A 12,236-nucleotide genomic window follows, 5' to 3' on the forward strand; every position below is an offset into this window, starting at 1 on the left:
TCCAGGGAGGTAGCAGGTGCGGCGCAGAGGCAGGCAGGCCACGGCGGAACCGGTGGCGATTCGCCGGCCGGATCCGCACCCGTCGGGCGCGGAGCCGCCGTCGATCCCCGCCGAGCTGGTCCCGAAGCACGTCGCGCTGGTGATGGACGGCAACGGCCGCTGGGCGAACCAGCGCGGGCTGCCGCGCACGGAGGGGCACAAGCGCGGCGAGGCGGTGATGATCGACGTCGCCAGCGGCGCGGTCGAGCTCGGCGTGAAGTGGCTTTCGGTGTACGCGTTCTCGACGGAGAACTGGAAGCGGAGCCCGGAGGAGATCCGGTTCCTGATGGGTTTCCACCGCGAGACGATCCGCCGCCAGGTCGACTACCTCGGCTCGATCGGCGTCCGCATCCGCTGGGCGGGCAGGCGTCCCAAGCTGTGGCGCAGCGTCATCAAGGAGCTTGAGGACGCCGAAGAGAAGACGAAGAACAACACACTCCTGAACATGACCATGTGCGTCAACTACGGCGGCAGGGCCGAAATCGGCGACGCGATGCGCACCATCGGAAAGCTCGTCGCCGAGGGCAGGATCAACCCGGACAAGATCGACGAGCGCACACTGGCGCGGTACCTGTACCAGCCGGAGATGCCGGACGTGGACCTGTTCCTCCGCCCGTCCGGTGAGCTGCGCACGTCGAACTTCATGCTGTGGCAGTCGGCGTACGCGGAATTCGTCTTCCAGGACACGCTGTTCCCCGACTTCGACCGCACGAAGCTGTGGGCGGCGTGCCTCGACTACGCGAAGCGGGACCGCCGGTTCGGCGCCGCGATCGACGCGGCCGCCGCCGCGGCCACCGACAGGGCGGAGTCCCGATGACGACCGAAGCCGCGGACACGGCAGCGCTGCTCACCCAGGCACGCGAAGCGCTTGAGCGCTATCTCGAAGTGCACGTCGACGACGATGGCGCGCTGACCTTCTCGCACGCCGAGGTCCCGTGCGTCATCCAGGCGACCCGGCTCGCGGAAGGGCTCACCGTGCTGAGCCTGACCTGCGTGGTCGGCTGGGACCTCGAGGACGACGACGGCAAGCTCGCCGCCGCCGCGGCCGAGCGCGCGGGCCAGGGCCTGTTCGGCACCCTCGGCGTGGTGCACACCGACCGCGGGGTGGACATGACGCTGCGGTACGCCTTCCCCGCGCACGGCCTTGGCCCCGTCCCGCTCGGCACGCTGCTGATGCTCGTCGTGTCGACCGCCTCGCAACTGCGCGGCGACCTGCTCGACCTGGTGCCGGGCGAACCGGACGGCGACGGCCAGTAACCCGCGCCCTTCGCACCCGAACGAACTCAACCCTTCGTCCGGATCTCAAGGGGACCCCTGGATTCAACGCTACCCCGTGGCGCCGACGCTTTTGGTCCGGTCACGCCGCGAAAGGTGGATTTCCGGACGGGAAACGGCCGATTTCCGCACGAGGCCAGCCCTTCGTGCGGTGCGCCCCGCGGTGCCGTCGGAGCGCACTGGCATCATCTGCTTTGTGGGAACGATTTCCGAAAGCACGGCCGAAAGCGCGGGCGGCAGCCCAGCCCGTACGGGCAAGGGGCGCGGCAGGATCACCTCGATCGAGGTGCTCTGCGCGGTGCTGCTCATCGCGATCCTCGCGCAGAGCTGGCTCGCCCGCGTGCTCGACGTGCCCGCGCTGCGCACGGGGTCCACCGTGTTCGTCGCGGTGTGCGTGCAGGCACTGCCGTTCCTCGTGCTCGGCGTCCTGATCAGCGGGGCGATCGCCGCCTACGTGCCGGCCAGGGTGCTGGAGCGGGTGCTGCCCAGGCGCCAGGAGGCCGCGGTCGGGGTCGCCGGGCTCGCCGGGGTGGCGCTGCCCGGGTGCGAATGCGCTTCCGTACCGGTGGCGCGCAGGCTCATGGGACAGGGCGTCGCGCCCGCCGCCGCACTGACGTTCTTGCTCGCCACGCCCGCGGTGAACCCGGTGGTGCTCGTCGCCACCGCCGTCGCCTTCCCGGCCAACCCCGAGATGGTGCTCGCGCGGTTCCTCGGCTCACTGGCCACGGCGGTCGTGATGGGGCTGCTGTGGGCGAGGTTCGGCAAGCTCGACTGGATCGTCGAGCGGGCGCTGCGCAGGCTGCCGGAGGTCGAGCCGGGCACCAGGTGGAAGACCTTCGCCGAGACGGCGAGGACCGATCTCGTCGAGGCGGGCGGATTCCTGGTCCTCGGCGCGCTGATCTCCGCGGCGCTCGGCGTGCTGGTGCCCCAGGAGTGGTTCGGCGCGCTCGGCAACCAGGTCGTCCTCGGGGTGCTCGTGATGGCGGTGCTCGCCGTCGTGCTCGCCCTGTGCAGCGAGGCGGACGCGTTCGTGGCGGCCTCGCTCGGCGCGTTGCCGCTGCTGCCGAAGCTGGTGTTCCTCGTGGTCGGTCCCGCGGTCGACGTCAAGCTGTTCGCGTTGCAGGCCGGCACGTTCGGGAAGCGGTTCGCGACGCGGTTCGCGCCCGTCACGTTCGTGGTGGCGATCGTGTGCGGCGTACTGGCGGGCACCCTCGTGCTGGGAGGCGCGTGATGCGCAGGGAAACCCAGAACATCCTGCTGGTCCTGCTCGGCGGCGCGCTGCTCAAGATCGCGATCAACGGCGACTACCTGCGCTACGTCAAACCGGCCCAGCAGCCGTGGGTGATCGGCGGCGGCGCGGTGATGCTCGCGCTCGGCGTGCTCGCGGTGCTCCGCGACCTGCTGGCGGCGCGGGAAGCCGCGCGCGCCGAGGCCACCAGTGCCGGGGGTGGCGCGGTCACGCCTGGCACGCACGAGCACCACCATCCGGCGCGCTCGGCGTGGCTGCTGCTGGTCCCGGTGCTCGCGGTCTTCCTGGTCGCCCCGCCCGCACTCGGGTCCGACTCGGTGGTCAGGACCGAGGCGAGGGCCCCGCAGACCGCGGCGGGCCGGGACGCGGCGATGTTCCCGCCGCTGCCACCGGGTGAGGTCGTGCCGATGCGGGTCACCGACTTCGTGACCCGCGCGGGCTGGGACGGCAACCACACGCTCGACGGGCGCACCGTGTCGCTGTCCGGGTTCGTGGTGCACTCGGGCGGGTCGACGATGCTCGCCAGGATGGTGATCAGCTGCTGCGCGGCCGACGCCTACCCGGTCACCGTCCGGCTCTCCGGGGAGGCCGCCGCGAGGTATCCGAGCGACAGCTGGGTCGAGGCGATCGGCCGGGTCGTGCCCGGCACCGCGACCGAGCGGAACCGGTACACCCCGGACCTGACCGTCGCGACCGTCCGGCCCCTCAAGGCGCCGGGAGACCCGTACGAGTACTGATCGGGCCGGGTGTTGCCTGGTGCGAGTCGAGGTCCTCCGGCCGTAGCGGGTCGTCGCCGTTCCCGAAGCGACGCGCTCCTCGGTGGTGCCGGTGGCCCTGGGCGTAGCAGGCCCCGGCGCTTTCCTCCGGGGTGGCGTCCACGCGGGTGCCGAGGTCGAGTTCACGGCCGTCGGCATCGGCAAGTGTCAGGCCGACGGCTGCTCCCGCACCGCGTTCGACGAACAGCAGCCGCGGGCCCTGCGGCCGTGCCGCTACTTTCCGTTCGTGGCACAGGTGGCGCAGGTGCCTGCGATCTCCACGGTGTGGCTGATCTGGGAGAACCCGTTGCCGGAGGCGATCTTCTCGGCCCAGCGCTCGACGGTGGGCCCTTCGATCTCGACGGTGAAGCCGCAGTGCCTGCACACCAGGTGATGGTGGTGGTGCGACGAACAGCGGCGGTAGACGGCTTCGCCGGAGTCGGTGCGCAGCACGTCGATCTCGCCCGCTTCGGCGAGGGACTGCAGCGTGCGGTAGACGGTGGTCAGCCCGATGCCGTCACCGCGCCTGCGCAGCTCGTCGTGCAGCTCCTGCGCGGACCGGAAGTCTTCGACATCGCTGAGCAGGTCCACCACGGCGGCGCGCTGCTTCGTCGAACGGCGGCCGGGTAGTGGTGCCTTGCCCCTGGTCGGCGTGCTCACTTGCCCTCCTGTACGTGTTCCACCGCGTCCACCACGATGTGCGCGAGATGATCGTCGACGAGTCCGTAGGCGACTTCACGCCCCCGTCGTTCGCCGTGCACCACGCCCGCCGCCTTGAGCACCCGCAGGTGCTGGCTGATCAGCGGCTGGGCGACGTCGAGCGCGTCGACGAGCTCGTGCACGCACCGGTCGCCATCGCGCAGCTGCAGCACGATCGCGATCCGCACCGGCGCCGCGAGCGCGCGCAGCAGCTCACCGGCGTCGGCAAGGGTGCTCGCCGGGTGCATCGGGGCGAGCGGTCGAACGGGGTGCTCGTGTCCGTGCACCTCGTCAGCGGGGGCGGCGTCCGAGCTCACCGTGGACATGATGCCCTCCAGCCTTCGTCAGGGGTGTCCCGCCATCCTACTGGCGCGTCGCACATGGTTGTCACCGTCGACAAGCGGCGGCGGGCCGGGACGCACAGCGGCAGGTCGATGAGGAATGCATTACTCCGTTCGAGTGACTTTGTGAGCATTTTTCGTGATCGGGCCCGACCCGGTGGCGAACAGGGCAAGGTGGGCTCGGTGTGTTCGTCCGGTTCTCCAGTAACCTGACCCTCGATTCGACGGCCGGGTCATCGTGCTGGCCGTGGCGCGCTAGTGGAAGCTGACCAGTGGAAGCTGAGGAAACATGAGCCGTTTCGTGACGAAGGTGGCCGCGGGCACGGCGGTGTTCGCACTCGCAGCCGCCCCGGGGGTGGCCGGAGCGCAGGGCGCCACGACCGTCGATGACAAGACCGGCCCCGTTTCGTACGCGAACATCGCCGCCGTCGAGGTCGGCCCCGCGGGGCAGTCCGGTGGTGGCACCGTGGTGAGCGAGACGCAGAAGTCCCCGTCCCGCCCCGGCAGCTCGCAGCTCGCGCAGGACCAGCGCAAGGCCGTGCCCAACACCGACGGCGAGCGCGAGTCGATGGGCTCGAACTACTCGGTGACCTTCGGCAGGTTCGACGCGGCGGCCAGCCCGTACCCCGAGGGCGTCGCCAGCAAGGACCACGCGGTGATCGCCACGCTGCGGGACACCACCGTGCCCACCGCGTCGGCGGAGTCGAACTACGCCTTCCAGGACTTCACCCGCGGCGGCACCCCGCTGAACCAGACCGTGCTCGCCTTCCAGGGCGCCAAGTCCGCGGTCGAGTGCCCGTCCAACACCGCCGCGACCGCCGCGACCACGGCGTCGAAGCTGTGGATCCGCGACGACAAGGACGCGCTGGCCCCGGTCGACCTGCCCGCGGGTGGTGGCGAGATCAGCAAGAAGGGCCTCAAGCTCGGCCCCGCGATCGTGGAGCACCGCGAGCACGCCGACGTCCCGGACATGGCCAAGACCACCTCCGACGTCGTGATCAACCCGGTCACCAAGTTCGACCAGCTCCTGCGGCAGAAGGAATGGCGCTCGGGCGACACGACCGCCGTCGCGGGCTGGCACGTGCGGATCGTGACCCACGTGGTCGTCAAGCCCCCGGCGCCGCAGGAGGGACAGCGCACTCCGGCCACCGGAAGCGCGCAGCCCGGAACGCGGAACGGCACCGCGACCACGGAGCCGGGCGCCGGTCAGGAGAACGGCGAGACCGCCGCGACCCCGTCGGCGCAGCCGGCGGTGGCCGAGGAGCCCAAGAAGTACGACGTGAAGACCGACATCGTGCTCGGCGGCGTGAGCTGCTCGCTGCCGAACGGGTTCTCCCCGGTCGCGCCGGGCAGTGCCGGTGGCGGCGGCGTGCCGGAGAAGATCCCGGCCGGGTACACCACGGCCGACGCGGTCGTGGCGCAGCCGGAAAGCACCTCGGGTTCGCTGCCGCTCGGCATCGGCCTTCTCGGCGGGGGAGCCGTGCTCGGTGCCGCCGCGCTGGTCGTCGGGCGCAGGCGCAAGGCGGTCGCCGAAGCCCGCGTGACGGAGTAACGCGCCCGGCCAGGCATGGACGACGAGGTCGACGAGCAGGCACCAGGGCCGGCCGCCGCGCCGTTGCCGAATTGGCGGCGGTGGACGGCGGCCGCGCTCGGCGCGCTCGCCGTCGCGGCGGTGATCACGGGTGCGCTCGTGCTGACCACGGGTGGCGGTGACGAGCGGCCGAGGGCGGTCGCCGCACCCCCGGCGCCACCGTCCGAAGTGGAGCTTCCGCCGGACAACGCGGTCATCGACGCGTTGCCGGGGCAGCGGCCGGGCACGGTGCGGCTGCCCGAGGGCGGCACCGCGACGCTGGTGCGCAAGGAACTTACGCGCGACCGCACACTGCCCATTCCGAAGGGGTTGGACCAGGCGAGCTGGTGGGGCGCGAAGGTCGGCGCGCCGGCCGGGGTCTCGCTGCTTTCCGGGCACGTCAACTGGGCCGGGGTGAAAGGCCCGTTCGACGAGCTGTGGCGCGCGAAACCCGGCCAGGACGTGACGGTTGTGGACACCGGGGGCGGTACCTGGGTGTACCGCGTTTCCGACATCGTGACGGTGCACAAGGACGCGCTCCCGTCGCAGGCGCCGCGGCTGTTCGACCAGGGCGGCCCGCCGCGCCTCGTGCTCGTCACGTGCGGCGGTGACTACCTCGGCGGTACCGAGGGGTATCGCGACAACCGCATCGTCACCGCCCAGCTCGTAGCGCACCACTGAGCGCGGTTTCGCGCCGGTGCGTCACCGATTTTCGTGCCCCGCTGCGTATTTCTTCCCATTGTGTGTGCGATTAACGTGACTCCGGTCTCCAATGCGTGCACGCCCTGTCACGGTGCCTGGAGCTGTGGCACGTTGACACCGTCCACGTGCGGGTAGCCGTGGCTTTTTTTGGGGACCTCAGCCGGGAGCGGTACTGGGGGCCCGTTCGTGTCCAGTGGAGGTCCGGGCCCGTGGGCCCGGCGGGGAAAACGAGGGTGACATGAGCTTTCCGAAGTCAAGGCTGGCGGCCTGCCTCGCGGCGGCCGCGTGTATGGCCGCCGCGCCGGGAACGGCGTCGGCGGCGGACACGCCGCTCCCGAAGGACGGGCCGGTGGCCTTCGGCGCGGGGATCATCGCGAGCGGGGTGGAGTTCAAGGAGCCGCTGGGCAGCGAGGTGGTCGTGGCCGCGGGCAAGGCGGGCACCGTGAAGGACGAGCAGGACCGGCTCACCGTGCCGGAAAAGGGCGCGGAGCGCTTCTCCGCGCACGCCAGTTCCTTTGAAGAGGGAAACCCGGAGCTGCCCGATGGCCTCAAGGCCAACCTCTATTCGCTGACCGCGGGCATCGCCGAGACGAACGTCCCGTCCGCCGCCGTGAAGGGCGATTTCTGGCTGCGCCCCGCCGACGACAAGAGCGCGCACCACTGGGGCCTGTACTTCAGCGGCCTCGCCACCGGTGCGGACTGCCCCGCGCCCGACAAGGTCGCGGGCACCGCCACGGCGGGCGAGATCTGGGTCAAGGACGCCTCGACGGCGGAAGGCGTGGAGAAGAAGGTCGACGTGCCGAAGGGCGACGAGCCGGTGGTCGTCAAGGACGTGAAGCTGGGCAAGCCGACCCATCTCGACGCGGCGGCGACGAAATGGGCCACCGACGTCAAGATCACCCGGGTCACCGCGAACGCCGTGCTGACCCCGGAGTCGATCAAGGCACGGGTCGCGCCGAAGCTCGCCGAGGAAGGGACCGAGGGCAAGGCTTCGGGCGCCGTCGCCGGATGGCTCGTCGAGGTCGAGGACTTCCCCGTTGACGAGAACGGCAAGCGCGGTGAATCCCTTGGTATCACGAACTTCCAGTTCGGCCTGGTCGCCTGCGGCGTCCCGAAGGACTTCGTCGCGAAGCCGGTGCCGAGCACGACGGCCCCCAGTGGTGCGCCGGGCACGTCGAGCCAGCCCGCGGTGCCGGTGAAGATCCCGGCAGGGGATGACCCCGCCCAGGCGGCCGGTGCCGGAGGCTCGTCGCCCGCCGCCGCGATCGGGATCGGTGCGGTGCTCCTCGCCGGTGCCGGTGCCGGGACGGCGCTCTACCGCCGCCGGGTCCGGGGCTAGCCGGAGATCCGCTGCAACCCGGACCGGCAGGCGCCGCATGTAAGGGGTGCCGGCCGGTCCGGGCGGCGGGTGGACGGACAGCGAAGGAGCAGCGGAGAACATGGTGGAAAGCGTCGAAGGGGAGCCCCGGTTTTCAGCGGAGCGCCCGGCACCGGTGGCGCGCCGGGGAGCACGGGCCAAGATCGCCTGGCTGGTGTCGGGCGCGGCCGCGGTGGTCGTGGCGGCGCTCGTCGTCGTGCTGGTCGCCTTCGGCGGTGGTGATCCTCAGCCCGCGGCCAGCGCGCCGCCGGCGCCCGGTGCCGCCGCGGGGGAGACCAGCCAGGCGGCCGGGGTGCCCGCCGCCGGTGAGCAGCAGGCATCGCCAGGGCAGGAACCGGGCACGGTCCGGCTCCCGTCCGGTGGTACCGCGAAGCTGGTGCGCAAGGAGATCACCGCGGACGGCACGCTGCCGATCCCCGAAGGGCTCGACGACGCGACCTGGTGGGGCGCGAAGCTCGGGGACGCCCAGGGTGCCGCGCTGTTGTCGGGGCACGTGAACTGGAAGGGCAAGAAGGGCCCGTTCAACGAGCTCTGGGGGATGAAGAACGGCCAGGAGGTCACCGTCGCGGACACCGCGGGCGGGCACTGGGTGTACCGCGTCCGCGAGGTCGTCACCGTGCACAAGGACGCTCTCGCCGACCGCGCGCAGACGCTCTTCGGACAGGAGGGGCCGCACCGGCTCGTGCTCGTCACGTGCGGCGGGGAATACGTTGGTGGCACAGAGGGTTACCAGGACAACCGGATCGTGACAGCCGATCTGGTGTCCCGCCCGTAGGTGCCAGTGAATACCGAACCGGCCGGAAGTGAGCGATCCGCGCAGGTCGGGTTGCCGTCCTCGGGGGCTTGCTTTCGGTCTCCCCGGTAAACCTGAGGTCAACCCGTTGCCAGCGAGGCGGGAACGGCCGGATACGCTGGCACACCGAGTCAGATAACCGTTCCCGCATGTCTGGAGAGCGTGGGTGCCAGCCAACACCATCGAGACTGTGGTCAGTCTCTGCAAGCGTCGTGGTTTCGTCTTCCCTTGCGGAGAGATCTACGGCGGTACCCGTTCGGCGTGGGACTACGGTCCGCTCGGTGTCGAGCTCAAGGAGAACATCAAGCGCCAGTGGTGGAAGACCATGGTGCAGGGCCGCGACGACGTCGTCGGGCTCGACTCCTCGGTGATCCTGCCGCGCCAGGTGTGGGAAGCCTCCGGGCACGTCAACGTGTTCAACGACCCGCTGGTGGAATGCCTTTCGTGCCACCGGCGGTTCCGCGCGGACCAGCTCGCCGAGGAGTTCTCCGAGCGCACCGGCAAGAAGGTGCTCGAGGACGACCTGTCCGAGGTGCCGTGCCCGAACTGCGGCACCCGCGGCGAGTACACCGCGCCGAAGGACTTCAACATGATGCTGAAGACCTACCTCGGCCCGGTCGAGTCGGCCGAGGGCCTCGCCTACCTCCGCCCGGAGACCGCGCAGGGCATCTTCGTCAACTTCCTCAACGTGCAGACGACCTCGCGCAAGAAGCCGCCGTTCGGCATCGGCCAGGTCGGCAAGTCGTTCCGCAACGAGATCACGCCGGGCAACTTCATCTTCCGGACCCGCGAGTTCGAGCAGATGGAGATGGAGTTCTTCGTCGAGCCCGGCGAGGACGAGACCTGGCACCAGTACTGGATCGACACGCGCACCGAGTGGTACACCGACCTCGGCATCAGGTCCGAGAACCTGCGCCACTTCGAGCACCCGAAGGAAAAGCTCTCGCACTACGCGAAGCGCACCGTCGACATCGAGTACCGGTTCGCGTTCAACGCCGGGCAGGAATGGGGTGAGCTCGAAGGCATCGCGAACCGCACCGACTTCGACCTCACCACGCATTCGAACCACTCCGGCGTCGACCTGTCGTTCTTCGACCAGGCGACCAAGCAGCGGTTCCGGCCGTTCGTCATCGAGCCCGCCGCGGGGGTCGGCCGTTCGATGATGGCCTTCCTCGTCGACGCCTACCACGAGGACGAGGTCGCCAACGCCAAGGGCGGCGTGGACAAGCGCGTCGTGCTGAAGCTGGACTACCGCCTCGCGCCGTACAAGGTGGCCGTCCTTCCGTTGTCCCGCAACGCCGATCTCACGCCGAAGGCGAAGGACGTCGCCGCCAAGCTGCGCCGCCACTGGAGCATCGACTTCGACGACGCGGGGTCGATCGGCAAGCGGTACCGCCGCCAGGAGGAGGTCGGTACCCCGTTCTGCGTCACGGTGGACTTCGACTCGCTCGAAGACCACGCGGTGACCGTGCGCGAGCGCGACACGATGGCGCAGGAGCGCGTCGCGATCGACAAGCTCGAGTCCTATTTGGCCGGTCGGCTCATCGGCTGCTGAGCGTCCCGCCGCGAACGGCCCGTCACCTCTCACCGGTGGCGGGCCGTTCGTCATGGCAGACCCCTGACAGGTGTCATGCCGATGTCGTGACGCGCGGCCTGCGAACTCCGGTGCCCACGGCGGCAAGCTCGGTGCATGACCAAAACAGCTTCTACTTCGACCGCCACCGGCGCGGACCGGGAGGTGGCCGCGGGGGCCGCGGTGCGGCTCGCCGGGCTGCGCAAGCACTACGGCGACGTGCGCGCCGTCGACGGGATCGACCTGACCATCGCCCCCGGTGAGGTGGTGGCGCTGCTCGGCCCGAACGGCGCGGGCAAGTCGACCACCGTGGACATGCTGCTCGGGCTCACGAAACCGGACCACGGTTCGGTGACGGTCTTCGGGCGCACCCCGGCCGACGCGGTGGCGCAGGGGGCCATCGGCGCGATGCTGCAGGGGGCCGCGCTGCTGGAGGACCTGACCGTGGGGGAGACGGTCGGCATGATCGCGTCGCTGAGCCGGGCGCCGATGCCGGTTTCCGAAGCGCTTCGGCGCGCGGGCGTCGAGGACCTCGCGGCCCGCCGCAGCACCAAGCTCTCCGGCGGGCAGAAGCAGCGGGTGCGGTTCGCCGTCGCGCTGGTGTGCGACCCGGACCTGCTGGTGCTCGACGAGCCGACCGCCGCGATGGACGTCGGCTCGCGGCGCGAGTTCTGGAAGTCGATGCGCGAGTACACCGAATCGGGGCGCACGGTGCTGTTCGCGACGCACTACCTCGACGAGGCCGAGGAGTTCGCTGACCGGGTCGTGTTCATGCGGGCGGGGTCCATCGTCGCCGACGGGACGGTGGCGCAGGTCCGCGCGCTCGTCGGGGGGCGGACGGTCCGAGCCGTCGTGCCGGGCGCGACCGAGCGCGCGGTCGTCGGGCTGCCCGGCGTCACCGAGGTCGAGCTGCGCGGCGACCGGGTCGCGCTCGTCAGCAACGACTCCGATGCCACCCTGCGTGCCCTGCTTTCCGGATTTCCCGGCGCGCACGACATCGAGATCGCCGCGATCGGCCTCGAAGGCGCCTTCCTTTCCCTGACCGCCGAGAACACCGACGACTCCGAGGACGGCGTGCGATGAGCCTGACCTACCTGCTGACCGAGATCCGCCGCCCGTTTCGCCAGCCGCGGTTCGTGATCTTCGCGCTGGCCTTCCCCGTGTTGATGTTCTTGTTGCAGGCAAACGTTTTCGTCAAGGCAGACGATCCGTCGAGGCCCGCGGTGGTCGGTGTGGTCATGGTCAACATGATCGCGTTCGGTGTGTTCGCCTCCGCGATGTCCAGCGGGACGAAGCTGGCGTTCGAACGGGCCTCGGGCTGGCAGCGGCAGTTGCGCCTGACCCCGTTGTCCGGACCCGGCTACCTCACCGCGAAGACGGTCTCGGGGATGGCCGTCGGGCTGCCGGTGCTGATCGTGGTGCCGCTCATCGGCGTGCTGGTCGAAGGGGTACACCTCGACGCGGCGGGCTGGCTGAGGATCGTGCTCGGGCTGTGGATCGGCGGCATCCCGTTCGTCCTGCTCGGCCTGCTGCTGGCGCAGTTCGGCACCCCGGACTCGATGCAGCCGGTGAACATGCTGGTGATGATGGGGATGGGTTTCCTCGGCGGGCTGTGGATCCCGATCGACGCGATGCCGTCGTGGCTGCACGACGTGGCGCAGGTGATGCCGACCTACTGGCTCACCCAGATCGGGCGCGGCGTGATCACCCAGAACCTGACGGTGAGCCTCGGGACCGCGGCCGTGGTGCTCGTGGGATGGACCGTGGTGCTGGGTGCGGCGGTCGTCCGCCGCTACGGTAAGGACAGCGCACGCGTCTGAGCGGCGCGCGGGCGGGAAGGAACGCGGTGGGCGAGGACGGCC

The 12,236-nt window shown here is 70.6% G+C and carries 13 protein-coding genes; 11 read left to right on the top strand and 2 right to left on the bottom strand.

Going from position 1 to position 12,236, the window contains the following annotated elements; all coding sequences use genetic code 11:
• Window positions 1–16 precede the first annotated feature (16 nt).
• The 4 genes from ABD256_RS09685 (at window position 17) to ABD256_RS09700 (ending at window position 3,300) form a co-directional block, all read left to right on the top strand.
• The gene (locus ABD256_RS09685) at window positions 17–856 is read left to right on the top strand and encodes an isoprenyl transferase (protein ID WP_344415845.1); all 840 of its coding nucleotides are present in this window, start codon (window positions 17–19) and stop codon (window positions 854–856) included.
• The gene (locus ABD256_RS09690; RefSeq protein WP_344415847.1) at window positions 853–1,296 is read left to right on the top strand and encodes a hypothetical protein; all 444 of its coding nucleotides are present in this window, start codon (window positions 853–855) and stop codon (window positions 1,294–1,296) included. The genes ABD256_RS09685 and ABD256_RS09690 overlap by 4 nt, the downstream gene beginning before the upstream one ends.
• 214 nt (window positions 1,297–1,510) lie before the next feature.
• Window positions 1,511–2,545, top strand: a complete 1,035-nt coding sequence (locus tag ABD256_RS09695) for a permease (RefSeq protein WP_425546416.1) — start codon at window positions 1,511–1,513, stop codon at window positions 2,543–2,545.
• Window positions 2,545–3,300 (top strand): TIGR03943 family putative permease subunit, encoded by a 756-nt coding sequence (locus ABD256_RS09700; protein WP_344415849.1) that lies wholly within the window; start codon window positions 2,545–2,547, stop codon window positions 3,298–3,300. Before ABD256_RS09695 ends, ABD256_RS09700 begins: the two co-directional genes overlap by 1 nt.
• Window positions 3,301–3,552: 252 nt before the next feature.
• Here ABD256_RS09700 and ABD256_RS09705 read toward each other — a convergent pair whose 3' ends face one another.
• Window positions 3,553–3,978, bottom strand: a complete 426-nt coding sequence (locus ABD256_RS09705; RefSeq protein ID WP_344415851.1) for a Fur family transcriptional regulator — start codon at window positions 3,976–3,978, stop codon at window positions 3,553–3,555.
• Entirely contained in the window at window positions 3,975–4,343 is a 369-nt protein-coding gene (locus ABD256_RS09710) for an ArsR/SmtB family transcription factor (protein ID WP_344415853.1), read from the bottom strand. The genes ABD256_RS09705 and ABD256_RS09710 overlap by 4 nt, the downstream gene beginning before the upstream one ends.
• A gap of 304 nt (window positions 4,344–4,647) precedes the next feature.
• Here ABD256_RS09710 and ABD256_RS09715 point away from each other — a divergent pair, with 304 nt between their 5' ends.
• The 7 genes from ABD256_RS09715 to ABD256_RS09745 all read left to right on the top strand — a co-directional run bounded on the left by ABD256_RS09715 (window position 4,648) and on the right by ABD256_RS09745 (window position 12,194).
• Window positions 4,648–5,910, top strand: coding sequence for a hypothetical protein (locus ABD256_RS09715; RefSeq protein WP_344415855.1), 1,263 nt, complete (start codon window positions 4,648–4,650; stop codon window positions 5,908–5,910).
• Between the two features lie 15 nt (window positions 5,911–5,925).
• Complete coding sequence (locus tag ABD256_RS09720; protein ID WP_344415857.1) at window positions 5,926–6,609, top strand: class F sortase; 684 nt, start codon at window positions 5,926–5,928, stop codon at window positions 6,607–6,609.
• Between the two features lie 259 nt (window positions 6,610–6,868).
• Window positions 6,869–7,969, top strand: coding sequence for a hypothetical protein (locus ABD256_RS09725; RefSeq protein ID WP_344415859.1), 1,101 nt, complete (start codon window positions 6,869–6,871; stop codon window positions 7,967–7,969).
• Between the two features lie 103 nt (window positions 7,970–8,072).
• Window positions 8,073–8,783: a class F sortase gene (locus tag ABD256_RS09730; protein WP_425546423.1), complete on the top strand. Its 711-nt coding sequence runs from the start codon at window positions 8,073–8,075 to the stop codon at window positions 8,781–8,783.
• Between the two features lie 184 nt (window positions 8,784–8,967).
• Window positions 8,968–10,356 carry a glycine--tRNA ligase gene (locus ABD256_RS09735; protein ID WP_344415863.1) on the top strand — a complete coding sequence of 463 codons (1,389 nt, stop codon included), beginning with the start codon at window positions 8,968–8,970 and terminating at the stop codon, window positions 10,354–10,356.
• 135 nt (window positions 10,357–10,491) lie between these two features.
• On the top strand, window positions 10,492–11,457 hold the full coding sequence (locus ABD256_RS09740; protein ID WP_344415865.1) for an ABC transporter ATP-binding protein: 966 nt from the start codon (window positions 10,492–10,494) through the stop codon (window positions 11,455–11,457).
• Complete coding sequence (locus ABD256_RS09745; RefSeq protein WP_344415867.1) at window positions 11,454–12,194, top strand: ABC transporter permease; 741 nt, start codon at window positions 11,454–11,456, stop codon at window positions 12,192–12,194. The genes ABD256_RS09740 and ABD256_RS09745 overlap by 4 nt, the downstream gene beginning before the upstream one ends.
• Window positions 12,195–12,236: the final 42 nt, after the last annotated feature.

Origin of the sequence: Amycolatopsis minnesotensis, assembly GCF_039529815.1 — a bacterium.
Lineage (GTDB): Bacteria > Actinomycetota > Actinomycetes > Mycobacteriales > Pseudonocardiaceae > Amycolatopsis > Amycolatopsis minnesotensis.